The sequence below is a fragment of the Sandaracinaceae bacterium genome (genome assembly GCA_020633055.1).
GTDB lineage: Bacteria > Myxococcota_A > Polyangia > Polyangiales > Houyiibacteriaceae > JADJJE01.
The window spans coordinates 301,366-327,729 of record JACKEJ010000010.1; the positions used below are offsets into that span (position 1 = coordinate 301,366).

Sequence of the window (26,364 nt, forward strand, 5' to 3'; positions counted from 1 at the left end):
ACGGCATCATCGAGGAGGTGTTGCGCCCGCTGATGAGCGGCAAAGAGGCGCAGGTGTTCCTCGTGCGCGCGGGGGGCCAAGACCGCGTCGCCAAGGTCTACAAGGACGCCCAGCAGCGCTCCTTCAAGCACCGCGCGGACTACACCGAGGGGCGCCGCACGCGCAACACCCGCGACCAGCGCGCCATGCTGCGCCGCAGCAAGCACGGCAAGGCGCAGGACGAGGCCGCGTGGCGCTCCACCGAGGTGGACATGATCTACCGGCTGCGCGCGGCGGGCGTGCGCGTCCCGGCCCCGTACATCTTCTCCGATGGCGTGCTGGTGATGGAGTTCATCACCGACGAGGACGGCTTCGCCGCGCCCCGGCTGGGGGACGCAGACCTGGGCCCCGACGTGGCGCGGCAGGTGTTCGAGGAGCTGCTGCAGGAGGTCATCCGCATGCTCTGCGCCGGCGTGGTGCACGGCGACCTGTCGGACTTCAACGTGCTGCTGGGCGCGCGTGGGCCCGTGGTCATCGACTTCCCGCAGGCGCTGGACGCGGCGGGCAACCGGAACGCGCGCAACATCCTGATCCGCGACGTAGAGAACCTGCACAACTTCATGGCGCGCTGGTCGCGCGGCTATCAGCGCCGGCCCTACGCCGAGGAGATGTGGACGCTGTACGAGCGCGGCGAGCTGCTGCCGGACACGCGGCTGCGCGGCCTGTACCGGCCCGACGAGCGGCGCGCGGACGTGGGCGGGCTGCTGCGCGAGATCGGGGACGCCCGGCGCGACGCGGCGCGGGCGGGCCTGGTGCGGGACGCGCGCGGCGCGGAGGACGACGCGGGGCGCGGGGATGGGGCTCGGGGTGCGCGCGGTTTCGAGAGTGGCCCAACTGGCGCCGCGGGTCTGGCGCGTCGACGCGTCGAGGTGGTGATGGAGCGCGGCGGGCGCGACGCAGCTGGCGGTGGGCTGCGGGGACGCGGGGATGCGCGCGGACCGGGGCGTGGCGAGACGCGTGGGCCGGGTCCAGGCGACGCGCGCGGGCCGGGCCGTGGAGCACCGGGGGGCCCACCGGGGGCACGCGGCACCCACGGCGAGCAGAGCGCGAGCGCGGCAGGGCGCAACGGCGCACCCCAAGCCCAGGAGCGAGGCGGACGCGACAGGCGACGCGGCAGACCCCTGCCCGACACGCAGGCCCTCTTGGCCGCCCAGCCCGTCGTCACGGACGCCCAGCGCGAGAAGGCCGCCCAAATCGCGGAGGCCGCACGGGCCGCGCAGGCCGCGCGCGCAGCCCGTTCTGCGCAGCCCCAGAAGGGAAACCGCTCCGCACGCGACGCTGCGCCAGCCCAGGCCGCTCGTGGCGCGCAGGCCCCGAAGGGGAGCCGCCCGGTGCGCGACACGGCACCCAAGCACGCCGCGCGCAACGGCCAGCCTCAGAAGGGCCACGCGGCACGCGACGCGGCCCCCGGTCACGCGCGCGCGGCTGCTGCTGGCGCGGGCGTGGCGAGCCACGGCGCACCGAGCCACGGCGCACCGCGCCACGGAGCCTCGAGCAACGACGCACCAAGCGGCGCCACGCAAACCGAGGGCCCGGCCAAGCGCCGTCGTCGACGCCGGCGCGGGGGGCGCTCGGGGGGCGCCACCCAGGAGCCCAGCGCGTGAGCCGAGGGGGCGGCTGAGGGTGCGGGAGGCAGGGGCCCCCCAGGCTGGCGCGCGGGTGCTGTTGCTGGACGACGACCCCAGCCTGCGCGACGTGCTGAGCATGGTGCTGGAGGACGCCGGCTACCGTGTGCAGAGCGCGCCAGACGGACGCGCCGGGCGAGCCCAGTTCATGGCGCAGCGCCCGGACATCGTGGTGTGCGACGTGAACATGCCGCACGTGGACGGCTTCTCGTTCTGCCGCGCGCTGCGCGACGCAGGCGAGTCCGTGCCCATCATCCTGCTCACCTCGCGGGATAGCGAGGTGGACGAAGCCCTGGGCCTCGACCTGGGCGCGGACGACTACATCAGCAAACCCGCCAGCAACCGCGTGCTCTTGGCGCGCATCGCGGCTCTGCTGCGCCGGAGCCACCTGGGCACGGTCGCCCCCGACGCGGCGAGTGAGGACTCGCGGACGGTGGGCGCGCTGCAGCTGTCTCCGGCGCGTCTCGAGGCGCGCTACGGTGGAGCGCTGCTGCCGCTCACGGTCACCGAGTACCGCCTGGTGGAGGCGCTGGCCACGCGGGCGGGCGTGGTGCGCACGCGCGAGCAGCTGCTTGTGGCCATCCGCGACGACGACAGCGTGGTGGCCGAGCGCCTGGTGGACACCTACGTGCGCAGCCTGCGGCGCAAGTTCGAGCGCGTGGACGCGGGGTTCGACCGCATCGAGACGCGCGTGGGCGCGGGCTACCGCTGGCGCGACGAGCCATGACGCGCCGCCCCATCGTGGAGTGCTCCGCGCGTCCCTCGCTCGAGGAGCGACTGCACCGGGCGGGCCCGTCCCTGCGCGTGCGGGTCCTGCTCGTGTTGGCCCTCGTGTGCGCGCTGCCGCTCATCGTCGCCAGCGTCGCCGCCACGGTGTCCGAGCGCGACGCCCTGGTTCTTGCGGAGACGCTCCTGCGCGAGACCCGCGCGCTGGGGCGGCACATCGAGCACGCGCCGAGCGAGGAGCACGGGCGGCTGCTGGCCCACGTGCAGGCCGCGAACGGCGGACGCGTGCGGCTGCTCACGCGCGCGGGCGAGGTGGTCACCACCGTGGGCGAGAGCCACCGGCCGAACATCGTGGAGCGCGTGCAGGCCTTCTTGTTCGGCGACTCCGAGCTACCGCCCGTGGACGCGGCTGACGACCTCGTGCGCTCCCCCGCGTTGCGCGACTCCTTCGCCCTGGCGCGCGAGCGCGGCGAGCACGCCGCCTGCCACACCGCCGCCGAGGGGCGTCAGTGGCGCTGCCACGCCATCGCCGCGTGCGGCGCGCACTTCGTGCTCATGGAGCGCGCCGAGCGACGCACCGTGGGGGCGCTGGTGGAGCAGCGCTACCAGCTGCTGCGCTTGTGTTTCTTCCTGCTCCCGTGGGCCCTGCTGCTGGGCGCGTTCCTCTCGTGGCGCATGATCCGCCCCATCGAGCAGCTGCGCCGCGAGGTGGACCGCCGCGCGGACATGAGCGCCCCCGAGCCCGACCTGCCGGTCACGCGCAAGGACGAGCTGGGCGCGCTGGCCCACGCCTTCAACCGCCTGGCCGCGCGCCTCGCCAGCCGCAACCGCGAGCACGAGGCCTTCGTGGCGGACCTGGCCCACGAGTTCAAGAGCCCCGTGGCCGCGCTGCGCGCCGCGTCCGACAAGCTCGCCGAGGGGCAGCACGACCCCGCCCGCCTCGAGCGCCTCGCCCGCGTCATCCACGACAGCAGCGAGCGCCTCCAGCACGTGCTGGACGACTTCCTCGAGCTGGCCCACGCCGAGACCGGCTGGGACGAGAGCGACTACGAAACCGTCGACATCGAGCAGCTGGCCCGCGCCTTGGTGGCCCGCGCCGCGCGTGACGCAACTGCGGGCGACAAGCGCGTGGAGCTCACCGTCGACGACGACGCGCTCTCCGTGCGCGGCGTCCCCGACCGCCTCGAGGCAGCCCTCGGCAACCTGCTGGACAACGCGTTCGCGTTCGCGACCGCCGCCGTCCACGTGCACGTGACGAGCACCGCCGAAGGCGTCCACCTCACCGTGAGCGACGACGGACCTGGCATCGCCCCCGAAGACCTCCCCCGCGTGTTCGACCGCTTCTTCACCCGCCGCGCCGGCGCTGGCGGCACGGGCCTGGGCCTGGCCCTGGTGCGCGCCATCATCGAGACCCACGGAGGCCGCGTGTGGGCCGCGTCCGAGCCTGGCCGCGGCGCGACGTTCCACGTGATCCTGCCGTCCGCGGGGTGACCCTCACCCCCCCAAAGCGGCCAAGATGCGCGATTGGGCTTCGGCGAACTCTCGCATCTCGGTTGCGGTCGCATCGACACCGAGCTGGTCGAGCACATCGAACAGCGCATCACAAAGACCGCGATAGGCCGCACATCCATCGAGCAGTCCGCGCACGCGAACACTCCGTGACAGCAGCCTGAGTGCTTCCGCCGTGTCTCCGTCCTGGAGCGCGGAACGAACGCCCTCGAACACCAAGCACAGGTGCTCCGCATAGGTTTCGTGGGGATGTTGCTTCCGGAAGCACGACGCTTCGATGGTTATGCGCGAGTAGTTCCCGTCGGCGCAGAGCGCGCGCATGTCCCACTCGAGGACGAGCAAGGCACCTGGAACACTCGCAGCGCCGTCAGTGGCCTCTAGCTTCGGACGGCATGTCTCGTACTCCGACCATCTCTTGGACTCGACGGCTCCACGCGGCAATCCACCACAGGAATGCCGAGACTTCGTTGTCTACTTCTGACATCGCCGTGCGAATCATGTTCTCGAGCCCGTGCTCCTCGTCGAGCGTCGACACCAGGTGTGCGGCCACAGCTGGGTCACCGGACGTACGCTTCAGCTCCGAGACAAGCAGTTTCAACTTCATGCCACTCATACGGGCTCCGCCGCGTTCGTGCGGTTCTCGTTCAGGTCATAGGCGGGGTCCACCCCCAGCGCGTCCAGCCCGACCCACACGCGCACCTGCCGCCCCCCGTCGAGGGACTCGAATTGCCTACGAGCGCCCACGCGAACGATGTCCAAGCCAGAACACTGCGAGGGCACCCGGCACGTATGGCACGTAGTCGCCGAGCGTCTCGAGCATGGCCAGTTCCATCCTCACGCACGCCCGACGCCTCGTCTAGCGGTTTGCGTCGATTCGGGTCGGTCTGGCGCGGCTCGCGCCTCTTTCGCGTGAGTACCAGAGGCAAGAGATCCCGCCGAGCAGGAGCACCAGCCCCGACAGAACGGCCGAGACGGCCTCGGCCAGACACCCGTCCAGCGGATCGACGAAGACCTCCGAACATGACGCGTTCGCCCACACGGGAATGTGCTCGCCGACGCACGCCGTGTCGGACCGACAACCCCGTTCGACAAGGTAGGACCGTCCCACCTGCTCGACCACGACGACGCCGTCGCAGGCGCCCCCCACGACGGCGTAGCGGACCCAAGGACGAACGTCGTGGTCAGTCCTTTGGACGTCGAGAATGCGCGCTCGCGCGCCATCCGCGACGGCGGTTGCCCGGACCGCAACGCGCCACGCCAGCCCCGTCAGCACAAGGGCTCCCAGACCACAGAGCGCCACACCCGCGGCACGGCGCGGGCGCCCGGGCGGAGTCGCCGCTGGCGCCCACGCGACCAACGCGGCGAGCAGGACGAACGACAGCGGTCCGAGGTGCATCGCCGCCACTCACCAGGGGCATGGAGGACGGGTCACCAGCACAGTATCTCCCACAGCGCCGGATTCACCACCAAGAGCATGGCGAACACAGAGACGCTCGCGACACCCACGATACGAACGTTTGCCGCAGCCCCCCGAGCGCCCCACCACATGCTCCCGCCCAGTGGAAGAGGCGCCGTCACTCCCGGCCACTCAGGCCCCTCCACGCGCCAGCCGGAACGCCTCCTCTTCGGTGGTGGCCACCAGCAACGGGTAGCCCGACTCCGCCGACATGCGGCGCACCTGCAGCGCGCCCGCGACGGTGGCGACCAACGTGACGAAGCGCGTGACCTGACGCTGCGCGATGCCCCGCAGCTCCGCGGTGGCGCGCTCGAAGTCGGGGTCGCTACGACCGATCACGGCCCGCACGTCGAGGATCATCGCGTAGGGCATGTACTCGCGCACGTCGATGGCGAGGGCCTTGCGCATGCTGCCGAGCGCTTCCTCGACGCTGGCGTCCGAGGCCTTGCGCGTGGCGACCATGACCTTGTCGAGCGGGTAGTACACCACGCTGAAATTGGGATCGTCGTAGAGCACCTTCATCGGGCGACCAGCATAGCGCCGAAACGGCCCTGCGGTTGCGTCAAGCGCGCGACGACCGGCATGCTCCCTGGGGCCCCGTCGGTGCGCTCCCTCCGAGCCGCCGTCGCCAGGCGCGCTTCGACATGCACGACGACACCGCCGCCCACCCCGAAGCCGAGGCGCTCGCCCGCTTCCTCGGCGCCGAGCCCCCCGTCGGCGCAGCCACGCTGGACCTCACGCGCTTTCGCAAGCACACCGGAGCGAGCCGCGTGAACCGTGCGCTCGACGATCTCCTGGGCGACGAAGGCGAAGCCGCGCCGGCCCCCGCAGGCCTCCGTCTGGACTGGACCGACGAGCACGGCCGCCCGCTGCGCACGCTCACGCTCCACCCCGCAGCGTCGGGCGTCGAGGACGAGCTACTCCCGCGCGGCGTCAGCGCGGCCTTCGGATGTGGTGCGGTGGTGCGCGTCATCGCGCGTCACCAGGCGCTGGGCGCAGCCGAGAAGGTGGTGGACACCCTCGCGCCCATCGCCCCGGGCACGCCTCCCCCGGAGGGCTACCGCGCAGGCCCACCTCCCCCGCCGATGGACGCGCTCGAGACACTCACCCGAGCGGGGTTCGAAGTGCGCCACAGCCACGCGCGGCAGTTCGCCGCGAGCCGCGCGCGACGCGTCCCCCGACGGCCGCTGTGGTTGCTGATGCTGGTCCCCATCGCGCTGTTCGCGCCTGCGCTGGTGTTGCTGCAGCGCTCGTTCCGGGGCGTGCTGAACATGCTGCGTGACGTACTCACGCGCGCGCTGTTCGCTCGCGATGAGCGCCTCGCGCTGACCGTCGACGACCGCCAGCTGACCGTGGCGTGCACTGGGCACCCCGAGCTGGCGACCCACGTGGAGCTACCGTTGCGCGAGGTGCTCGCCGTCGGCTTCGGTCCCGCCGGTGTGCAGGTGACGGACGAGGACCCCGGTCGCCTGCGCATCGTCACCGCCCAGACCTGCACCACGTTGCCGCACACGGCCGCGGCGCACGCGCACACCAGCAACGAGCGCAGCGAGGCCGCCGCCCACGCTCGCGACGTGGGCCGCGCGCTGCGCGTCGTGCTGACCTGGCTGGTCACGAGCCACCGAACCTGCTGACCGCCTGCGCGCGGACGACGCCACACGTCTGGTACGCTGCGCGTCATGCTGACTGCGTCGTGTGGGGCCTGTGGGCGCCCGAGGCCGGTGTCCCTCGCGACGCCGGATGCGCTCGCGTGTCCGTGCGGGTGGACGGGCACGCCCGCCCCCGAGCTCCGGGCCGCGATCGAGCGCGCGACGGCGCAGCTGCGGGCCCTGCACGACCAACGTGTCCAGTCGGCGCAGGTGACGCGCAAGGCGGGCGCAAGCCAGCTCGTCGAGACCCTGCGCGTGTGGAACGGGGTCATCGTCCTGGGCGGCGCGCTGTCCGTCTCGGTGTTCATGGCGCTGCTCTTCATGGACGACCCGAGCCCCGCGACCGTCGGGTTCTGCGCGGGCCCGCTCTTGCTGTTGTTCCCCATGGTGGCCGTGGCGGTGCTCTTCACCCGCCACGCGCGGAACAAGCCCGCACCCATGCCCACGGTGCTGCCCCCCGAAGACACCCGCGCGCCCCCGCGCTGCCACCTGTGCGGCGCGCCCGTGCAGATCCCCGAGCGCGCCGCCACCGTGCGCTGCGGCTTCTGCCAGACCGACAACGTGGTCGACGCCCGCGCGCTGGTCCCACAACAGCTGGCCGCCACCTCCGAGTCGGAGCACGCCGCGCGCGTGGCCTCGTTCGCGAACGCGCTCGCCAAGCGCTCGTTCTCCGCGCGTCGCGCGCTGTTCGTCGCGTCCGTCGCCGCCGTGCTCGCGGGCCCGCCGCTGGGCTGCGTGCTCGGGATGCTGTTCAGCGCCGTCGCGCGCTGAGCGACCGAGACACGGTCCGGTCGAATCCGCGCCAGCCCATTCACACCGCATTCACAACGAATGCGCGAACGATTCACGCCGCGCTCGGACGACCCACATCTCGGTGCGTAAGGCTCCTCCCAACGAACCAGAACGGTTCGCACGACGCGCCACGGGCGCCAGGAGGAGTCCCCATGAATGTAGCGACACCCATCGACAACTTCCGCGCGCTGCTCGAGTCGGCCGCGGGTCACGCCCCCACCGAGCGCGAGACCACCGCGCGCCGCACACAGCTCGCCGCCTTCGCTGCCCTCTCGGCGGTGCTGATGGCCGCGCTGTGGGGCCTCGCGGCGGGCAGCATGTCGCCGCTGCTCGCGGTCGCGAACCTCTACAAGGTGCCGGCCATCGTGCTGCTGTCGGGCCTGTCGGCCATCCCCGCCGGGTTGCTCACGGCGTACTTGGCCGACAGCGGCGCGCGCGCCACGGATCTCTTGCTCAGCTACGCCACGTCCGTCTTCGCGGGCACGCTCGTCATGGCCGTGCTGTCGCCCCTGGTGGCCATCTACTACCACACCAGCGCGTGGGCCGGACCGCTGCTGGGGCTCGGCAGCGCGGTGCTGGGTGTGACCGTGGGCGCGTGGGTGTTCGTGCGCGTCAGCCTGCGCAGCATCGTGCCCGGCACGCGGCGCCGCGGCCTCTTGCTGGCCGTGGGCGTGTTCACCGCGGTGAAGCTCGCGATGATGCTGCAGCTCATCGCGGTGCTCTCGCCCATCCTGCCGCAGGCCGACACCTTCGACGGCGGCATCGACGCGCTGGTGACGCGATGACGCGACGCAGCCGGACGCTCGTGCTGGGGGCGCTCACGCTCGCCCTCGGCGGGGGCGCGCACGCGCAGGCGGACGACGCGGGGCCGCGCATCGTGGCCGCCGACCACTACGTCGACCTGCGGGCGGACGAGCTGGTGGTCGACAGCACGTGGGTCATCGTCGACTCCACCGCCGAAGGCGAGTCGATCACCCTGACGCCACCGCTGCCGACGGGCGCGACGCTGAGCGCCGAAGGGTGGCGCACCGACTACACCGACCAGCGCGCCACGCGCTTGGTCGCGCAACGCGCCATGCCTCACGGGGCGCGCGTCCACCTGCGCACGACGCTGCCGCGCGACATCGCGCTCGCGCTCCCGCGTCTCCCCATCCCGACGGTGGAGGGCGACGCCATTCAGCGCGTGCGCTTCGCGAGCAGCGCGCGCTTCGAGGTGGGCGAGCAGACGTCCCTCGACGTCGGCGCGGGCATCCAAGTGGGGCGGGGCATCCGGCAGCACATCCGGCGCGCCGCAGACCGCGCGCTCGACGGGCGGCACGCGCACCGTCGTCTGGGAGCCCTCTACGTGCGCGTCGAAGCGCTGGGCCTCGAAGGGCAGCTGCGCTCCGCACACGAGGAGCGACGCAGCCTCGGGTGGTGGGCCGCTGGGGTCTTCCTGCTGGCCGCGGTCGGGACCTACGGCGTGTACCGCCGCGCGCAGCGCGCGGTGGCGGGCGAGCGCGTGGACGCCTACCTGGCGCAGATCTGCGCGGACGACGAGGCGCGCGCGTTGGGCGTCGCCGTGGCCCAGGAGCGAGCGCACGAGCCCCCGACGCCCACGTGACCTGACCGCTCCCGATGTGCCGAGCGTGCCGACGCCGTGGTCCTTGCGTCGTCGGCGCGACCACGCGCTCGGCATGCCTCGGGGCGCAGGCAAGCAGCATACGGTTTGTGACCCTCGCGCGCGCGTGAGGGGTTTCCGCGCGACCCACGGACCGGCATGCTGAGCGGATGACTGCAGCCTTCCGTCGCGCGCGCGCTCCTCGCCGGCGTGCCCAGCCGCGCGTGCACCTCGCGCGCATCACGCTCCTCGTGCTCACGGCCGCGCTCGCCACCGCGTGGCCGACCGCCTCCCGCGTCTCGGCGCAGCGCGAGTACCGTCTGTTCGAGTCCGACCCCGTGCGGCCCATGGCCCTCTCCACGGACGGCAGCACGCTGTACGTCGTGAACACGCCCGACGCGCGGCTCGAGGTGTTCGACGTAGGCGTGACGGGCCTCACGCACACGCGCTCCGTGCGCGTCGGACTCGAGCCGGTCGCCGTGGCGCTGGCCCCAGACGGTCGCGTGTGGGTCGTGAACCACCTGTCGGACAGCGTCAGCGTGCTCAGCAACGCGGGGGGCACGCTCCACGTCACGCACACCCTGTGGGTCGGTGACGAGCCCCGTGACGTCGTGTTCGCTGGAGCTCCGGGCGCGGAGCGGGCGTTCATCACCACCGCGCATCGCGGTCAGCACTCGCCCTACCCGTCGGGCGAGCCGAACACCCCCGGCATCGGACGCGCCGACGTGTGGGTCTTCGACGCGCTCGCTGCCTCCCCCGGGGCCGGCGGTCCACAACAGATCGTCACGCTCTTCGGCGACCGCCCCCGCGCGCTGGCCGTGAGCCCCGACGGCACCGAGGTGTACGCGGCAGTCTTTCGCTCGGGCAACCAGACCACCACCGTGACCGAGGGGGTGGTCTGCGACGGCGCCACCAACGGCACGTGCTCGTTCGCGTCCGTGACCTACCCGGGCGGCCTGCCCTCCCCGCGCGGCAACCACAGCGGCGCGCCAGGGCCCGAGGTGGGCTTGATCGTGCGCTACGACCAGGGCAGCGACGAGTGGCACGACGAGCTGGGCCGTGACTGGAGCCCGGCGGTGCGCTTCGAGCTCCCGGACTACGACGTGTTCGCGCTGGACGCCGACGCCGCCGTGGGAGCGGTCGACGTCACGCGGCAGATCGCGGGCGTGGGCACCGTGCTGTTCAACATGGTGGTGCACCCCACCACCGGACGGCTCTTCGTGACCAACACGGAGGCACACAACGAGGTGCGCTTCGAGGGCCCTGGCACGTTCGTGCGCGACAACATGCTCAAGCCCCCCGGTGTCCCGGCCAGCGTGCGTGGGCACCTGCACGAGGCGCGCGTGACGGTCGTGGACGGAACCACGGCCACCCCGCACCACCTGAACCCGCACATCCCCTACGAGACCACGCCCATGCCCGCCGACGTCGGGCCGCGCTCGTTCGCCACGCCGATGGGGGCCGCCATCTCCGCCGACGGCGCCACGCTCTACGTCGCCGCCTTCGGCTCCGGCGCGGTGGCTGTCATCGACGTCGCCGAGCTGGAGGCGGGTACGTTCACGCCCACCGTGGACGACCGCATCACGGTCAGCGGCGGCGGCCCCACCGGGGTGGTGCTGGACCCCACCGGCAGCGTCGCGTTCGTGACCACGCGCTTCGACAACGGCGTGTCCGTGCTGAGCCTCGGCGACGGAACGGAGCAGAGCCACGTGCTGCTCCACAACCCCGAGCCCACCAGCGTGGTCGACGGGCGGCGCTTCCTCTACGACGCGCAGCTGACGTCCAGCAACGGCGAGGCCTCGTGCGGCAGCTGCCACGTGTTCGGCGACATGGACGACCTGGCCTGGGACCTGGGCGACCCTGACGGAAACGTGACGAGCAGCTTCAACCCGGTGGTCGCCATCGGCAACCAGCTGCCCTTCCATCCACTCAAGGGGCCCATGACCACCCAGTCGCTGCGTGGCCTCATGCACGTGGGCCCGATGCACTGGCGCGGCGACCGCACGGGCGCGACTGGCGCGAACCCCGACGGGGCCTTCGACGAGGGCGCCGCCTTCCGCGCGTTCAACGTCGCCTTCGGCGGGCTGGTGGGACGCGACGAGGGCCCGCTCAGCGAAGCGGACATGCAGGCCTTCACGGACTTCGCGCTGCAGCTCACGTACCCACCCAACCCCGCGCGCAGCTTGGACAACACGCTGAGCGCGGCTGGCGCGCGCGGCCTCACCACGTTCATGACGCGCAACGTCGACCCCGCCGCCACCTGCAACGGCTGCCACGCGTACGACCGCGCCCAGGGCTTCTTCGGCAGCGGCGGGCGCACTACCTTCGAGAACGAGACCCAGGAGTTCAAGGTCGCGCACCTGCGCAACCTCTATCAGAAGGTGGGCATGTTCGGCATGCCCAACACCACGTTCTTGGCGCCCATCGACGCCACCCTGACAGGCCCGCAGGTGCGCGGCTTCGGCTACTTGCACGACGGCTCCATCGACACCGTGGAGCACTTCTTCCACGCGAGCGTCTTCAGCTTCCGGAACACGGGCGAGCGCGCCGACGTCGTGGAGCTGATGATGGAGTTCGACAGCGACCTGGCGCCCGCCGTGGGACAGCAGGTGAGCGTGGGCCCGGGCGCGGATGTCACCGCCACGCAGCGCCTCGCGCTGCTCCGGGCGCGCGCAGACGCCACCCAGCTGGAGCCCGGCGGCGTGATGGGGCGCGAGTGCGACCTCATCGCGAGCGCGCTGACGAGCACGGGCGAGGAGCGCGGCTACGTGTGGGACGCGCCGCTCGGGCAATGGCAGAGCGACCGGCTGGGCGAGCTGCTCTCGCACACGGCGATGCTGGACCTCACCGAAGAGAGCGTGGTCACGTTCACCTGCATGCCCCCGCGCACCGGCTACCGCGCGGGCGTGGACCGCGACGGAGACTTCGCGCTCGACGGAGACGAGCGCGACCGCGGCACCGATCCCCTCGACCCCAGCAGCTTCCCGGCAGACCTGCTGATGGACGCAGGCGGCCCACCCACACCCGACATGGGGACGGTCGACATGGCCATGATCGACATGGGCGCCCCTGACGGTGGCCCCGGCCGCACGGGAGGCGGCGGCTGCGGCTGCCGCGTGGGCGACGAACGAACCGCCGAGCGCGCGCCTGCAGGCCTACTGAGCGTGCTCGTGGTCGCGCTGGTCGGGCGGCGCCGCAGGCGCGCGTGAAGGCGAACCCGGGTCACGGGCTCGGCATCTCTCGTCGCTCCCGTCCTGGTTCCCGTTTCCCGGCCACGCTCGACGGGCGCGGCGCGAGCGACCAGCGATCACCCGCTGGCCGCCCCGACGCTCCGACTCACTGATCCAGCGCGACGGCCACGCCGTGCATCACCGCGGCGATGCGCACGGCGTCGTGGACCTGCTCCTTGGTGAGCCCGCCCTCGATGACCACCTTCTCGTGGCTGTTGACGCACATCTCGCAGCCGCCGATGGCGCTCACCGCGAGGCTCATCAGCTCGAAGCCGAGCTTGTCGGCCGCGGGCTTGCCCACCCGGTGCATGCGCAGGTTGGCGCGCATCGTCTTGTAGTCGCTCTCGCCCATGAAGTGGCGGAAGCGGTAGTAGACGTTGTTCATGCCCATCATCGACGCCACCGCGCGCGCGTCGTCGATGACCTCCGCGCTGACGTGGTTGGCCGCATCCGCAAGCGTCGCCTCGCGCAGCTTGGCGTTGCGCGTGGCGATGGCCGTAGCGGCCGCGACCCCCCAGCGCTGGGTCTCGTCGAGCGAGGACTGGGTCAACACCGACTGCAGGTTCAGCTTGAGATCCTTGGCGTACTCGGGGATCTCAGCCCTCAGCTCTTCGAGCGCCTTCATGTCTCTCAGCCGAGGGTCGGCTGACCCTTTTCCCAGTTGCAGGGGCACAGCTCGTCGGTCTGCAGACCGTCGAGGACGCGCAGCACCTCGGGCACCGAGCGACCGACCGACAGGTCGTTGACGCTGACCCAGCGGATGATGCCCTCGGGGTCCACGATGTACGTGGCGCGCAGGCACACGCCGGCGTCCTTGTGCAGGATGCCGAGCGACTCGCTCAGCTCGCGCTTGGTGTCGGCCAGCATCGGGAAGGGGAGGTCCTTCAGGTCCGCGTGGTCGTTGCGCCACGCGAGGTGCACGAAGTGCGTGTCGGTGCTGGCGCCGAGGACCTGCGCGTCGCGGTCCGCGAAGTCGCCGTTCTTGCGGCCGAACTCGGCGATCTCGGTCGGGCAGATGAACGTGAAGTCCATCGGCCAGAAGAAGACCACCAGCCACTTGTCCTTGTACGAGGCGTTGTTGATCTCCTGGAACTCCTTGCCCTTCTCGCGGGACACACACGCCTGGAGGTTGAACGCAGGGAACTTATCGCCGATCGTCAGCATGCTTCTCTTCTCTCTTCCCCGCGGGAGGGTGCTCGCGCGCGGGGCTGGGTTGATTGGGACGGGGATCAGAAGAACTCTGGGCCCCGCTGTCAAGGGTCGGGTTGGCGCCGGACGTCCCGGTCGTGGGACCCCCGGCGAAAATCAGGGAGCACAGTCGGTGGGCGCGCCGGACCGTTGCGAGAAACAGAGGGGTGGGTCGCTCAGGACCCGCAGGCGCTGCCCTTCGAGCGTGACCGCAGCATCGCGCGGGACGGACACGGTCTGCCTGTAGCGCTCTTCGCCCGTGGCCAGGTCCACGCCGATGATCTCGCCTGGGTCTCCCTGGTACACCTCGGTCACGACCCCATCCCGTACGAACGTGGGGCCCGGACCGCCCGTGGCGTCGAAAGGGGGCAGGGGCGTCGCGGAGGCCCACTTGAACTCGCCCGTGGCCACGTCGAACGCGTGCGTCTCGTGCAGGCCGCTCGAGCGGCGCGTGCGCACTAGCACCAGCCCCCCTGCGATGACGGGCGTGGTGCCCTCCTGCAGGGCGTAGAGCACGCGGCGCTCGGGCCAGACCTCCTCGCCACCTCGCTCACGCAGCATGAACAGGTGCCGCCGCTGGTCGAACCCCCGACGGATGAGCAGGCGCTCCTCGACCGTGGACTCGGACGGCGGGATGGGCAGCTCGACCAGGATGTCGCCGCGCAAGGTGCGCCCCTCGACGTACCCCCACAGCAGCGCCCCGATGGTGCCGAGCAGGATCACGACGAGACCGACGGCGAGCTTCTTTCCGGGGATGGCCTGAGGCACGCGGGGACCTGAGCACAGATCGGAGCACGCGCAAGCCCTGGACGGGAGTCCGCCTGCGGCGCTCGGTCCGGCTCGCGTGCCGTGGGGTCACGCGTTCGTCCGGTCGAGACGCGTCCCGTCCGGACCATGGTCGCACGCATGACCACGAGCGCCCGCGCGCTGTATCCTGCGGCCATGTCGCTCCGCCTCCGCTTCGTTCGCGCCCACGACGGTCGCATGCTCCGGGAAGGACTCGTCCGCGGGGTGTACGCGCGCTTCGGCGAGGACGAGCTGGCCGACTTCCACCACACCAGCGTGGGCAGGCTCGAGGTCACTGCGCACGACCAGGGCTACCGGGTGAAGGGCAACCAGGGGCAGCTCGACGTGCACACCTACGCCATGCTCGACTTCGGCGACGTCCACCTACACTGCACCGTCCTCCGCGCCAAGCGGGCGGGGAGCGCCGTGCGCGGGGCCTGTCCGCGCTGCGACACGCCGCTGCGCCCAGCTGCCCTGGGGGCCGCGTACCGCACCATCGCCACGGAGCGCCTCGAGTGCCCTCTCTGCGAGGTGCAGGTGCTGGGGCTGCACAGCGCCGAGTCGCTGGGCGCCGCGTCGACCGGCGGCGCGAGCTGGGTGCGGGTGGTGACCTCGCTCGCGTGCCCGCAGTGCGGCGACGCGATGGTGCCCGCCGCGTTGACGTTGGGGACGACACGCGTGGGTGTCGAGGCCTGCCCCCCGTGCGACAAGGTCCTCCTGGAGCCGGAAGACCGCCGCGCGCTCGAGGTGGCGGCCGAGCAGCTCAGAGCTTGATGTGCTGCCACGCGCCACGCTGCCAGAGCGTGGCGAAGGCGGCGCTCTGGAGCAGGCGGTAGCCCACCTGCGCGGCGAACACGGCCAAGAGCCCATAGCCGAGCACGGGCCCGATGAGGTACGCGGCGGGCAGGAACAGACCCCACTGGAACGCGATGGACACCAGCATCACGCGGCGCGTGTCGCCCGCGCCGACCAGCGAGTTCATGAGCACGGACCCGATGGTGTCGAGGAACAGGGAGCAGCCGATCAGGCGCAGCGGGGCGGCGGCCAGCGCGAGGGTCTGGGGCTCTTGCAGGAAGGCCCCCGCGACCGCCCCGGGGAAGAAGATGGCGGGCGTGGAGACGAGCAACACGGCGACCATCGCGAGGCGCGTGACCTCCCAGCCCCAACGGCGCGCGTCTTCGGGGTCGCGGCGGCCCAGGGCCTGACCCACCAGCGACGCGGCAGCCATGCCGAAGCCGAGCCCCGGGAGGACACCCACGAGCAAGAGCTGCGTCAGGATGTGCGTGGCGGCTTGCTCGCGCGTTCCCATGCGCCCGACGATGGCGACGAACGCGGTGAGCCCGGCCGCAAAGAAGAACTGCTGGGTGCCAGCCGGCACGGAGACACGCACCATGGTCCGCATCGTGTCGCGGTCGGGGAGGCCGCGCAGGAAGCCCTCGGGGCGCGTGTGGCGCAGGGCCAGCGCGACGTACGTGCCGAGCCCGATGAAGGTCGAGATGGCCGACGACAGCCCGGCCCCCTCGGCGCCGAGCGCGGGGGCGCCCAGCAGCCCGAAGATGAACACCGCGTTGAGCACGATGTTGCTGGTGTGCATGACCACCAGCGTGCCCATGTAGTAGGTGCTGCGGTCCGTCGCGTTCCAGAAGCCCCGAAAAGCGAAGTTCATGGCCATCGGCGCCATCGCCACCAGGCGCCAGCGCAGGTAGGGCACGCCCACCGCCACCACCTCGGGGTCCTCCGTGACCACCGCGTAGAGCGCGCTGGCGTGCGACGAGAGCAGGATGGACCAGGGCACGGCCAACCCCAGCGCCAGCAGCAACCCGCCGTTGAGCGGCACGGCCGTCTCGCTCACCCTGCCCTCCCCTACGCGACGCGCAGACATGGCCTGCACGCCCGCAGAGAGCCCGAGGATGAACGCGGTGGTGACGAAGTTGAGGAACCCTCCCGCGCCCACGGCGGCGAGCGCGGCATCGCCCAGATGACCCACCATGTAGGCGTCCACCAAGTTGAGCACGTTCTGCGACACCATCCCGCCGATGATGGGCAGACCCAGCGTCAGGATGCGGCGCCGGCGGGAAGGCGCTGCCACGACGGAGATGGGGCTCGACCCGCTCATGTGCGGGCCGTGCGTCCTGTCCGGGACGCACCGCGTTCTGCGCGCACCGTGGATCGCACGTGCGCGCGAACACGGCGCGCACGAGGTCGAACCGAGCGCAGGGAGATCATCGACGTGGCCGCGACGTGTCCGTGATGCGAATGGGTGCCACGCCCTCGACGGCCCGCGTGTCGGTCGGCTCCGAGCCCTCGGCGCCCTCGACCGGGTTCTCGCCGCCGCTGCCGGAGGGCACGTCGAGGTCCGCCGCGAACCGCGTGAGCAGCTGCTCGATGCGCCTCAGACGCTGGTTGGCGTCGAGGTCGTCGGCCCACTCCCAAATGCTGGAGCGGTTGCTGCCCACGCGCAGCTCGAGGACCGCGCGGGCGTCGTTGAGCGAGGCGGTTGGCATGTCGCGCTGGCTCCACGCCTCGATCTCGACCAACAGCGCGACCAGCTCACGCTTCCGCGCAGCCGTCAGCGCTCCGCGTATGGTCTCGGCCACCTGGGGCTCGCCGCCGATCGCCGGTCGGTAGCGACGCAACGTGAGCGTGCCCTCCGCGTCGAGCTCGATGCGCTCGCCGCCGAAGCCCGCCGAGTGGTCGTCATAGACCAGCGTAAACGCCTCGGGCGAGGCGCCTGCGTCGTCGGCGTCACGCAGGCTGGTGCTGACGCTGCTGCCACAGCCCGCGGAGAGGAGCGCCAGCGTGAGCAGCGCGATCCCGGTCGGGCGATGTCCAAGGACGCGCGTCATCGAGGCGCCATCCGGAGGGCCGCGTCGATGCGGATCACCTCGCCGTTGAGGTAAGCGTTCTCGACGATGTGCTGCGCGAGCCGCGCATACTCGGACGGGTCGCCAAGGCGGCTCGGGTTCGGCACGCTGGCCCCGAGCGACGCGAGCGCGGGCTCGGGCAGTCCGAGCAGCAGCGGCGTCTTGAACAACCCGGGCGCGATGGTCATGACGCGCACGCCGTTCTTCATGAGGTCGCGCGCCGCGGGCAACGTGAGCGCGACCACGCCGCCCTTGGACGCGGCGTAGGCCACCTGACCGATCTGCCCGTCGAAGGCGGCGATGGACGCGGTGTTGATGACCACGCCGCGCTCCTCGCCGAGCGGCTCGTTCTTGCTCATGGAGGCCGCGGCCAGGCGCAGCACGTTGAAGGTGCCCACCAAGTTGACGGTGATGACCTTCTGGAACGCGGCCAGGTCGTGCGGCTCGCCGTCGCGCCCGACGGTCTTCTGGGGCACGCCGATGCCCGCGCAGCTGACGGCCACGCGCAGGGGTCCGACGCTCTCGGCTGCAGCGACGGCGCGCGCGACGTCGTCTGGGTCCGCCACGTTGCCCTTCACGTACGTGACCTGCCCGGCGAGCTCCTTGGAGAGCGCTTCTCCGCGGTCCGCGTCGAGGTCCACGACGACCACCTTGGCGCCCGCGGCCACGAAGCGCCGCGCGGTGGCCTCGCCCAGCCCGGACGCGCCACCGGTGACCAGCGCGACTGTATCGTTCAAGTTCATCTCAAAACTCCTGTGCGGTAAGCCTCTTTACCCCAACTGGTCGCCGACGGGAAAATCTGTGGGCAAGCGGCGCAGGACGCGGGTCGCGTTCTGGTACAGGAACTTGGGCCAGACGTGGTCCGCGAAGGGCACGGAGGGCAGCTCGTCGAAGATGCGCGCGAGCGTCAGCCCGGCGGGAAAATACCCCGCGTACATCACCTTGTCGGCCCCGCGCGTGTTGGCGTAGTCGATGATGGCGCGCGGGTAGTGGCGCGGCGCGAAGGCGCTGGTGGAGTAGTACAGGTTCGGGTACTTGAGCATCAGCTTCACGGCCAGGTCGGTCCAGGGCTCGGCCCCGTGGCGCATGACGACCTTCAGCTCCGGGAAGGCCCAGCACAGCTCGTCCAGCTGCTCCACCAGCTGGGGCGCCATCGGGATGCGCGGCCCGGGCACACCCACGCACACGAAGAACGGGAGCCCCCGCTCCACCATGCACGCATACAGCGGATAGAACGCCTTGTCCGCGAGGGGCACCTGCGGGAAGTAGCCGCTCGGGAACGCACTGACGGCGGCGAGGTCCACCTGCGCGTCCATCCGCTCGAGCTCGCGCACGGCCTCCATCCCGCCGTTGGCCGAGACCATCATCTCGGGCACGAAGCGCGTCGGGTAGTCGCGCAGCGCGCGCAGGGCGACCTCGTTCTTCGCGCTCACCCCGAGCAGGGCCGCCCGGATGCCCACCGCGTCCATCAGCGACACCGTGTAGGCGGCGTAGTCGTCCTGCGGGCCGATGCGCGGGAAGTCCTTGAACATGTACTCGGCCGGGAAGTCGAACGACCGCAGGCTCTCCGCGTCACGGAAGAGCGGCCGCATGAAGTCGTAGGACTCCTTCTGATGCAGGCTGGGGATGCCCAGCATGAGGTCGATCACCGGGGCTCGGGGGGGCAGCGCCATCTCGCCGTTGTGGCACGAATCCGTGATCGAACAACGCGTGGGGCCCATCCTGCACACCTCGTCGCCGGACGACCCCGAAGGCTCCAGCGGCTGCCCGGCGCCCCCCAGGTGGTGCGTCTTCAGGGGGGAGGGACGCGCGACCGGCGTTCGGCCAAGCGCCGCTCGTGGTCCTCGCGCAGCACGGGCAGCCCCATGCGCAGGAGCGTCAGCATGAAGACGAAGTTGGCCACCGCCATGATGCGCAGGTTGGCGTGCGGGTAGTGCAACGAGAGCCCCGAGGCGACGCCGTAGCCCACCACCATGGGGAACAGCTGCACGTCGAGCGAGATGGACGCCATGCACGCCAGCGCAGCCCAGTACGCGAACAGAAACGAGAACGTCGCGCTCAGCGATAGCTGCTGGACCTGCGCCAGGTGCAGCAGCCACGGCTGCATCGCCAGCAGCGCCACGATGGACGCGAAGAAGCGGCGGTTGAGCGGCGTGGCCATCATCGACTCGCGCGCCCAGTAGCCGAGCCCGAGCACCAAGAACAGGCAGAAGGTCGGCACGATGTAGAGCGGCGCGAACGACTCCATGTCGTAGCCGAGGGCGGGCGCGAGCCACTCGCCGCCCACCACCGGGGTGAGCGTCCACAGGGTGCCGAGGACCACCGCGAACAGGGTGCGCGTACGCATCCCCGTGCGTTGGTCGTGGTGCTTCTCCAGCTGCGCCAGGCGCCCTTCGCGCGCCGCGTGCTCTTTCTCCGCGGCTACCACCAGCGCCGTCAGCTCCGCGCTCGGCGAGTCCAGCTCGGACAGATAGGCCCGGGCAGCCTTGGGGTCGCCCTCGCGCGCCGAGTGCTCCACCACCAGTGTGAGCGTGCGCTCGAGCCCGCGCCGCGCCGAGGCGTTCTCGGGCCACTGAGACAGGGCCTCACGGAAGCCGAAGCGGCACTCCGACACCAGACCGTGCAGCGCCTGCGCGTCGTGCTCGGGGTCGCCGGCGGCCGCACGTGCCAGGCTCGCCTCCAGCTGCGCCAGGCGCTCCAGCGCGCGCGCGCCGAGCTGCTCCGACCCGCGGTGCCGCAGGTAGCCCTCGAGCGCGAGGCGCAGCTGCAGCGGGCTCTCGAAGCGCGCGTCGGGGTCCACTTCGAGCGCGCGTAGCGTGATGGCGCGCAGCGCCGCAGGCACGTTGTCGGGCAGCTCCGCCACGTCCATCAGGATGCTGGTGATCATCGCCCGCAGGTCCTTGCCCTGGTGCGGCGGCTCGCCTCCGAGCACCTCGTAGAGCACCGCGCCGAGCAGGTACACGTCCGTCTTCTCGCTGATGCGCGAGACCTCCCCGCCCAGCATCTCGGGGGCCATGTAGGCGGGCGTGCCAGCGATCTCCTTGGCGTCACGCGCCAGGGGCACCACGCGCTGGTCCTCGCGGGTGGACACGGCGATCCCCCAGTCCGCCACGTAGACCTCGCCCAGCTCGCCGATGAGCACGTTCTCGGGCTTCAGGTCGCGGTGGATGAACCCACGGGAGTGCGCGAAGTGCACGGCGTCGCAGACGCGCGTCATCACGTCGAGGTTCCACTCCAGCAGGTCCGGGGCGCGGAAGCGACGCTTCACCGTGGCCGCGTCGTGCATGAGCTGCCCCCACTCCACCCCCTCGATGCGCTTCAGCACGATCAGCGGGTCGCCCTCGTCGGAGGTGGCGATGTCGTACACCGGCAGGATGTTGGGGTGCTCCAGCTGGCCGATGACCCACGCTTCCTGGAGCAAGCGCGTCGTGGTCGTCGCCGAGCGCGACTCGGCGCGCACCTGCTTCACGGCGACCTTGCGACCGAGCGACTCCTGCTCGGCGAGATAGACGACGCCCATGCCGCCCTCGCCGAGGACCTCCTCGAGCCGCACCCCGTTCGAGCGCGGGACCGCCAGCAGGGCCCCGGCCTTGCGCGCCGCGTCGGTGTCGGCGCGTTTCGGCTCGATGGTGGAGAGGGGGGCGCGGACCAACGTCGCGTCCTCCGTCATCTCGAGGGTGTGGAGGAAGGCGTCCACGCGGCGCTCGGCGGGCGGCTCTGGTCCGTCCTGGGTCCTGTCGAGATCGGCCATCGAGACGCTGAGACTAACCCGATGGGGACGGGAAGGCGATCGCCTCGGTCGGGGGAGATCGCCTGGCCAGACGCGAGCACCTCCATGAACGGGGACACACGCGCGTCAGTCATTTCCGAGAGATTTCACAGCGTTGGATCCATACCCCCCTTTTTGCGGAGAATCGGGCATTTGGGCCCGACGCCGTTCCCCCTTGCCGTCCGCGAGGCACCTGGGTAACACCCGCGTCCATCTACGATGCTCGCATTGGGCACACCGGAAGCGGATCTCTCGGGGGTTCTGCGCCGCCTCAGGAGCCGCGCGGACGACCCGCTCCCAGAAGGGCCACCGCCCAACCCCGCCGCCACGCTGGCCAGCGCGCTGGACGTGCCGCGCGCGATCGCGCTCTCGGACCTGCTCTCGAGCCGCCCCACCCAGGCCGTCCCGGGACGCCTGGACGGCCCCTACAGCGAGCCAGGTGCCGCCGTCGTGGCGGAGGTGGCGCGCCAGCTGGCCCAGGTGCGCGCGCGGCTCATGTCCGCGCTCGCCCGTCCGCGGCCTGCTGCGCTCGCGGACCCCGTCCTGCTGCAGGGCGTGCTCCGCGGCCACGGACTCCTGGGTCGGTCCATCGACGCCCGGACGGCCACCGACCGGGCCGCCCTCCAAGCTGCGGCAGCCGAGCTGGGCGCGCCCATGCGGGACCACTTCCATCAGAAGGTGTCCTTCATGCGGCGTGAGGTGGCCTGGCTGCGTCAGGACCTCGCGGCCAACGTGCGCATGCTGGGGCCCGCCGCCGCCGCCCTGGCCGCCCTCGACGGGCCGCTGGAGGCCGCCATGAGCCTCGCCATCACGGCCCGCGTGGACGACACCCTGAAGCAGCTGGACCGCGCCTTCGTGGGCGGCCTGCGTGTGGCGCTCGGCAAGTTGCCCTCAGCCACGGACGACAGCCCCGACCTCAGCCGCTGGCTGTGGCCCGGCGGCTGGCTGCGCGGACACCTCGAAGACCTGCGTCGGCTCGCGCTGAGCCTGTACGAGCTGGAGGCCGCCGGCCTCCGAGCGCTAGTGGACAGCGCCGCGCGCTGCCCCACGGAGACCCCGACATGACTCGCATCGCCATCTTGTTCGCCGGCGCCGCCGGTTCGCTGATCCTCGCGCGCACGGCTGGGTTCTACCAAGGCGAAGACCCGCTGGCGTTCGGCGTGGTCGCGCTCATGGCGGCCGCGCTGTTCGCGGGGGTCGTCGAGCTGCTCGTGCACGCGCAGCGGCTGAGCGGGCTCACGAACGAGCTGCAGAAGCTCACGAAGGAGCCGTCGCTGGAGGGCATCGACAACGCGAGCCCCGTGCTGCGGGCGCTGCTGCAGGCACGCCTCGACCGCGTGTCGCTGGGCGTGCCGCGCGCCTCGTTCACCCCGTACCTCATCGGCCTGCTGGTCATGCTCGGCTTGCTCGGCACGTTCCTCGGGTTGTTCGAGACCCTGCGCGGCGCGCGGCTGGCCCTCACCGCGAGCACCGACGTCGAGGCCCTGCGCGAGGGCCTGAGCACGCCCATGAGCGGCCTCATGCGCAGCTTCGGCACCTCGGCGGCCGGCGTGTCGTCGTCCGCCATGCTGGGGCTCGCGGCCGTGTTCGCGCGCCGCGCGGCGGGGCAGCTGGGCGTCCAGCTCCACGCGGCCGCCAGCGGACCGTTCGCGCGCTTCGCGTCCAGCCACCGGCAGCTGGTGGCGCTCGAGCAGCTGGCCGTGCAGGGAGAGTCCCTGCCGGCCGCGGCGGCCGCTCTCTCGCGCGCGAGCGAAGAGCTGATGGCGCTGCGTGGTGAGTGGGCGCGCGCGCACACCGAGGCCAGCGACGCCGTCGCAAAGCGCCTGCTCGAAGCCACCGAGAGCGTGCAGCGCACGGTCCAAACGGGCGTGGAACAGAGCGCCAGCGCGACGCACCGGGCCGTCGCGCCGCTGCTGGAGCAGGCTGTGGCGGGCACGGTCGCCGCCGCGGGAGCCCACCTGTCGGCCATCGAGGCGAAGGTGGACGAGGCCAGCGAGTCGCGCCGCAAGACGGAGCGCCTGGTGACCGAGCAGCTGAGCGCGCACCTGGAGAGCGTCACGGCCAGGCTGGATGCGCAGGTCACCGCCGCGCGGGCGTCGGACGACGCGCGCCGCAGCGCGCTGGCAGAGCAGGAGCGCCAGGCCGACGAGGCGCGCGAGCGACACGTCGCCGCCGTGCTCGCGGCGCTGGCGCAGCACGCCGAGCGCGACGTCGAGGCCGAGCGCACACAGCGCGAGGAGGCCCGCGCGCTCGAGGCCGAGCGGCGGGAGCTGTGGGCAGCCGTGCAGAACACCCTCGAACAGACGCTCACCCAGCGCGGCGAAGCGTTGGACGCCGCCCTGCTGGCCGCGGGCGAGTCCCTGGTGAGCAGCCTCCGCGCCCACGCCGAGGCCTCGCGCGCCGAGGAAGACGCGCGGGCGGCGCGTGTGGGCGAGCGCCTGCACGCCGTCACAGCCACGCTGGAGCAAACGGTGCGAGCGCTGGCCAGCGCCGAGGGCGAGCGCGCTCAGGTGCTGCACGCGCACCTCCAGACCATGAGCGAGCGCCTGGCCGCCGCCAGCGAGCGCCTTGGCGCAGAAGAGGAGCGTCGCGCCGCGCTGCTGACCGAGCACGTGGACGGCATGAGCCACGAGATGCGCACGGCCTTCAGCGCCGCCGCCGAGCGCGACGCGGAGCGCGCCGAGACGCTCGCGCAGGTGGCCGGCACGCTGCGCACGGAGCTGTCCGCCGCCGCCGAGGTCATGCGGGACCGGCTGGGGGCCAGCGCCGACGCGGACGCCGCACGAGCGCGCGAGGCGCAGGCCATGTTCGAAGAGCTGAAGGCCGCGTCCATCCACATCGCCGAGGCCGCACGCTCGCAGTCCACCGCGCTGCAGCAGTTCGTCGCGGCCACGGAGGGCCGCACGGAGGCCATGGAGGCGCGCAGCGAGGAGCGCCTGGCGACCCTGCTGGACCGCATCCGCGAGACGGTGGACACCCAGGCCGAGCGCCTCGGGGCCCTCGAGGAGGGCCTGCGCACCGCCCAGGCGGAGAGCGCGGCGATGCTGGCCCAGCAGCTCGGGGCCCACGCCGAGACGCTCAGCGCCAGTCTGGGTCAGACGTCGCAGCTGGTGCAGGACGCGGCGGGGCTGGTACAGGCCGGCGGCACGGAGCTGACGGCGGTGGCCGAGATGTTCGCCGAGGCGGTGGACCGGCAGCGCGAGGCCGCGCGCGAGTGGCTCGAGAACCTCGGCCACGTGGAGCGGGCCGTCGCCGACGCGGGCGAGGGTGCAGCCGCCGACGCGCTCGGGCATCACCTCGCGCGCACGCACGAGATCTTCGACCGGCAGCTGCGCTTCCAGCAAGAGCTCTTCGAGCAGCTGCGCCATGGCCGCATGAACGGTCACGCCGCCAACAACACGCCCCCGCACGGGATCGAGACCGATGTATCTGCCTGAAGACACGCTCGACGGCGAAGACGAGCTGCCCAACATCTGGGCGGCGTTCGGCGACCTGATGGCCTGCTTGTTCGGGCTGTTCGTGTTGTTCTTCGTGTGGCTAGTGACCGTGCAGGTGGCCCTGTCCGAGGATCTGGAGGCCGAGCGGGCCACGCGCGAGGCCGCCACCGCGCGCCTCGAGGCGCTCGAGAGCGTGCTGGCCGGGCCGCTCAGCTCGGGCATGATCACGCTCGTGGATGGGCGCATCGGCATCCGCGGCAACCTCCTGTTCGCGCTGGGCTCGGTGGAGCTGCGCCCCGAAGGTCGCGCGCTGCTGCGCTCCTTGGTGCCGCCGCTCCAGACCTACCTGGGCCAGAACGAGCTGTCGTTGATGGTGAGCGGATTCACGGACGACACCACGCTGCGCCCCAATGGGTCGTTCGCCGACAACTGGGAGGTCAGCGCGCAGCGCTCGCTCACGGTCACGCGCGAGCTGGTGGAGGCCGGCATGCCAGCGGACTGGATCTTCGCGGCGGGCTTCGGCGCAAACCACCCTGTGGCGCCGAACGACACCGAAGAACACCGCGCCATGAACCGCCGCGTGGAGATCTCCCCTGTGCCGCGCCTGATCCACCGTTTCGGCAACGCAACTGAAGCACCCGGTGCGAGCGACCTCGCAGGTCCGGTGCCCCTCGAGGTCGTGGATGCCCCCGCGCCGCCACCTACGGCTGAGCGGGACGACGCCGCGTCGGACACGGACGTGGCCACCAGGGACCCCGCAGCGACCGTGGAGCCCAGCACGCCGTGAGCGACGCCGCGCTCGATCCCGCCGCCTTGCGCGCAACGCTCGACGAGCTCGTCGTGCGCGGGGTCGAGGTGTGGGACGCGCCTGGCGCAGCGCTGGTGCGCACGCTGCTCACGAAGGCCGAGGGGCTGACGGGGGTCGCCCGCGCGCACCTCCTCAAACGAGCCAACGCGCGCCTCGTGGGGCTCACCCAGGACTTCGAGAGGGCGCGCGAACGGGCCGGGCAGACCTACGCGCAGCTGGCACGCCAAGGGCTGGACCCCGCCAAGCGGCTGGACGGGGCGCTGCAGTACGGGCGCTTCGACGAGGTGGAGCGCGCCGCGCGCCGCTACGACGAGACCCGGATCGCCGCCCGCCGCGCCATCGTGCAGCCGTGGCTCGAGCGCCTGAGTCAGGAAGCCCAGGCACGCGGCCTGTCGCAACCACCACCTCCGCCCGACACGGAGGTGGGGCTCCCCAGCCCGAGCCCCGAGCGCGAGACCGTGACCGGGCTCGCGGCCGCCATCTACCAGGACGCGGCCGCCGACGCGACGGCTCGCCTGGTCGTGGCCCAAGCGCGCACGGAGCTCCCGGAGCACGCGGGTCGGTACCACGCACCCTCCGTGGCAGCGCGAGCGCTCGAAGCGCTGGACCAGCTCGCCCCCGCCTACCTGCGCGTGCAGGTCGCGCGCCTCGAAGCCATCGGGGCCCTGCAGCGTTGGGTCGTCCCGCCGCCCCCAGAGAAGCCGAGCCGCGCGAAGGCCAAGGGCAAGAGCCCGAAGGGCAAAAAGGGCGCGACGAGCAGGGCCCAAAGCGCCAACGCCAAGGGGGCCTCGCGCTCGAAGCCCGCATCGGACGATGCACCCGCGGGTGACGACGTGGGACCCAACCGCGACGCGATGGAGGCGGCGGAGTGACCACCGCGCCGTAG

24 protein-coding genes and 1 pseudogene are annotated in these 26,364 nt (G+C 72.0%); 13 read left to right on the forward strand and 12 right to left on the reverse strand.

Going from position 1 to position 26,364, the window contains the following annotated elements:
* The first annotated feature begins 32 nt into the window (after window positions 1–32).
* The 3 genes and pseudogenes from H6726_23685 to H6726_23695 all read left to right on the forward strand — a co-directional run bounded on the left by H6726_23685 (window position 33) and on the right by H6726_23695 (window position 3,881).
* Window positions 33–848: pseudogene (locus H6726_23685) on the forward strand (hypothetical protein).
* Between the two features lie 850 nt (window positions 849–1,698).
* The gene (locus H6726_23690) at window positions 1,699–2,391 is read left to right on the forward strand and encodes a response regulator transcription factor (GenBank protein ID MCB9660668.1); all 693 of its coding nucleotides are present in this window, start codon (window positions 1,699–1,701) and stop codon (window positions 2,389–2,391) included.
* Window positions 2,388–3,881 carry a HAMP domain-containing histidine kinase gene (locus tag H6726_23695; GenBank protein MCB9660669.1) on the forward strand — a complete coding sequence of 498 codons (1,494 nt, stop codon included), beginning with the start codon at window positions 2,388–2,390 and terminating at the stop codon, window positions 3,879–3,881. Before H6726_23690 ends, H6726_23695 begins: the two co-directional genes overlap by 4 nt.
* Before the next feature lie 3 nt (window positions 3,882–3,884).
* Here the strand turns inward: H6726_23695 and H6726_23700 are convergent, their stop codons facing one another.
* The 4 genes from H6726_23700 to H6726_23715 form a co-directional block, all read right to left on the reverse strand.
* Window positions 3,885–4,241: a hypothetical protein gene (locus tag H6726_23700; protein ID MCB9660670.1), complete on the reverse strand. Its 357-nt coding sequence runs from the start codon at window positions 4,239–4,241 to the stop codon at window positions 3,885–3,887.
* Between the two features lie 25 nt (window positions 4,242–4,266).
* Entirely contained in the window at window positions 4,267–4,503 is a 237-nt protein-coding gene (locus tag H6726_23705) for a hypothetical protein (protein ID MCB9660671.1), read from the reverse strand.
* 5 nt (window positions 4,504–4,508) lie between these two features.
* Entirely contained in the window at window positions 4,509–4,658 is a 150-nt protein-coding gene (locus H6726_23710) for a hypothetical protein (protein ID MCB9660672.1), read from the reverse strand.
* Between the two features lie 829 nt (window positions 4,659–5,487).
* Window positions 5,488–5,877, reverse strand: coding sequence for a hypothetical protein (locus tag H6726_23715; protein MCB9660673.1), 390 nt, complete (start codon window positions 5,875–5,877; stop codon window positions 5,488–5,490).
* Window positions 5,878–5,999: 122 nt separating this feature from the next.
* On the opposite strand from H6726_23715, the gene H6726_23720 reads away from it, so the two are divergent.
* The 5 genes from H6726_23720 (at window position 6,000) to H6726_23740 (ending at window position 12,605) form a co-directional block, all read left to right on the forward strand.
* Window positions 6,000–6,989 carry a hypothetical protein gene (locus H6726_23720; GenBank protein MCB9660674.1) on the forward strand — a complete coding sequence of 330 codons (990 nt, stop codon included), beginning with the start codon at window positions 6,000–6,002 and terminating at the stop codon, window positions 6,987–6,989.
* A 45-nt stretch (window positions 6,990–7,034) separates the two neighbouring features.
* A complete protein-coding gene (locus tag H6726_23725) occupies window positions 7,035–7,775 on the forward strand; it encodes a hypothetical protein (protein ID MCB9660675.1) in 741 nt (246 codons plus the stop codon).
* Window positions 7,776–7,948: 173 nt separating this feature from the next.
* Window positions 7,949–8,581: a hypothetical protein gene (locus tag H6726_23730; GenBank protein ID MCB9660676.1), complete on the forward strand. Its 633-nt coding sequence runs from the start codon at window positions 7,949–7,951 to the stop codon at window positions 8,579–8,581.
* Complete coding sequence (locus H6726_23735) at window positions 8,578–9,399, forward strand: hypothetical protein (GenBank protein ID MCB9660677.1); 822 nt, start codon at window positions 8,578–8,580, stop codon at window positions 9,397–9,399. The genes H6726_23730 and H6726_23735 overlap by 4 nt, the downstream gene beginning before the upstream one ends.
* Window positions 9,400–9,566: 167 nt before the next feature.
* Window positions 9,567–12,605 (forward strand): SMP-30/gluconolactonase/LRE family protein, encoded by a 3,039-nt coding sequence (locus H6726_23740; protein ID MCB9660678.1) that lies wholly within the window; start codon window positions 9,567–9,569, stop codon window positions 12,603–12,605.
* A gap of 127 nt (window positions 12,606–12,732) precedes the next feature.
* On the opposite strand, the gene H6726_23745 is transcribed toward H6726_23740, so the two are convergent.
* From H6726_23745 to H6726_23755, 3 genes are all read right to left on the reverse strand, one after another.
* The gene (locus H6726_23745; protein MCB9660679.1) at window positions 12,733–13,251 is read right to left on the reverse strand and encodes a carboxymuconolactone decarboxylase family protein; all 519 of its coding nucleotides are present in this window, start codon (window positions 13,249–13,251) and stop codon (window positions 12,733–12,735) included.
* A 5-nt stretch (window positions 13,252–13,256) separates the two neighbouring features.
* Window positions 13,257–13,790: a peroxiredoxin gene (locus H6726_23750; GenBank protein ID MCB9660680.1), complete on the reverse strand. Its 534-nt coding sequence runs from the start codon at window positions 13,788–13,790 to the stop codon at window positions 13,257–13,259.
* Between the two features lie 141 nt (window positions 13,791–13,931).
* Window positions 13,932–14,582 carry a PQQ-binding-like beta-propeller repeat protein gene (locus tag H6726_23755; protein MCB9660681.1) on the reverse strand — a complete coding sequence of 217 codons (651 nt, stop codon included), beginning with the start codon at window positions 14,580–14,582 and terminating at the stop codon, window positions 13,932–13,934.
* Window positions 14,583–14,720: 138 nt separating this feature from the next.
* On the opposite strand from H6726_23755, the gene H6726_23760 reads away from it, so the two are divergent.
* Window positions 14,721–15,374 (forward strand): hypothetical protein, encoded by a 654-nt coding sequence (locus H6726_23760; GenBank protein ID MCB9660682.1) that lies wholly within the window; start codon window positions 14,721–14,723, stop codon window positions 15,372–15,374.
* On the opposite strand, the gene H6726_23765 is transcribed toward H6726_23760, so the two are convergent.
* From H6726_23765 to H6726_23785, 5 genes are all read right to left on the reverse strand, one after another.
* Window positions 15,364–16,716 carry an MATE family efflux transporter gene (locus H6726_23765; GenBank protein ID MCB9660683.1) on the reverse strand — a complete coding sequence of 451 codons (1,353 nt, stop codon included), beginning with the start codon at window positions 16,714–16,716 and terminating at the stop codon, window positions 15,364–15,366. The genes H6726_23760 and H6726_23765 overlap by 11 nt on opposite strands.
* Window positions 16,717–16,822: 106 nt before the next feature.
* A complete protein-coding gene (locus H6726_23770; GenBank protein ID MCB9660684.1) occupies window positions 16,823–17,446 on the reverse strand; it encodes a hypothetical protein in 624 nt (207 codons plus the stop codon).
* Window positions 17,443–18,207 (reverse strand): SDR family NAD(P)-dependent oxidoreductase, encoded by a 765-nt coding sequence (locus tag H6726_23775; GenBank protein MCB9660685.1) that lies wholly within the window; start codon window positions 18,205–18,207, stop codon window positions 17,443–17,445. The genes H6726_23770 and H6726_23775 overlap by 4 nt, the downstream gene beginning before the upstream one ends.
* Window positions 18,208–18,234: 27 nt before the next feature.
* The gene (locus tag H6726_23780) at window positions 18,235–19,137 is read right to left on the reverse strand and encodes an amidohydrolase family protein (protein ID MCB9660686.1); all 903 of its coding nucleotides are present in this window, start codon (window positions 19,135–19,137) and stop codon (window positions 18,235–18,237) included.
* Window positions 19,138–19,256: 119 nt separating this feature from the next.
* Window positions 19,257–21,215: a serine/threonine protein kinase gene (locus H6726_23785; GenBank protein ID MCB9660687.1), complete on the reverse strand. Its 1,959-nt coding sequence runs from the start codon at window positions 21,213–21,215 to the stop codon at window positions 19,257–19,259.
* A gap of 246 nt (window positions 21,216–21,461) precedes the next feature.
* Between H6726_23785 and H6726_23790 the strand changes: the two genes are divergently transcribed.
* The 4 genes from H6726_23790 to H6726_23805 are packed head-to-tail and all read left to right on the forward strand — an operon-like array spanning window position 21,462 to window position 26,350.
* Window positions 21,462–22,298 (forward strand): hypothetical protein, encoded by an 837-nt coding sequence (locus H6726_23790; GenBank protein MCB9660688.1) that lies wholly within the window; start codon window positions 21,462–21,464, stop codon window positions 22,296–22,298.
* Window positions 22,295–24,670, forward strand: a complete 2,376-nt coding sequence (locus tag H6726_23795) for a hypothetical protein (protein ID MCB9660689.1) — start codon at window positions 22,295–22,297, stop codon at window positions 24,668–24,670. The genes H6726_23790 and H6726_23795 overlap by 4 nt, the downstream gene beginning before the upstream one ends.
* Window positions 24,657–25,457: an OmpA family protein gene (locus H6726_23800; GenBank protein MCB9660690.1), complete on the forward strand. Its 801-nt coding sequence runs from the start codon at window positions 24,657–24,659 to the stop codon at window positions 25,455–25,457. Before H6726_23795 ends, H6726_23800 begins: the two co-directional genes overlap by 14 nt.
* Window positions 25,454–26,350 (forward strand): DUF2894 domain-containing protein, encoded by an 897-nt coding sequence (locus tag H6726_23805; protein MCB9660691.1) that lies wholly within the window; start codon window positions 25,454–25,456, stop codon window positions 26,348–26,350. The genes H6726_23800 and H6726_23805 overlap by 4 nt, the downstream gene beginning before the upstream one ends.
* Window positions 26,351–26,364 lie beyond the last annotated feature (14 nt).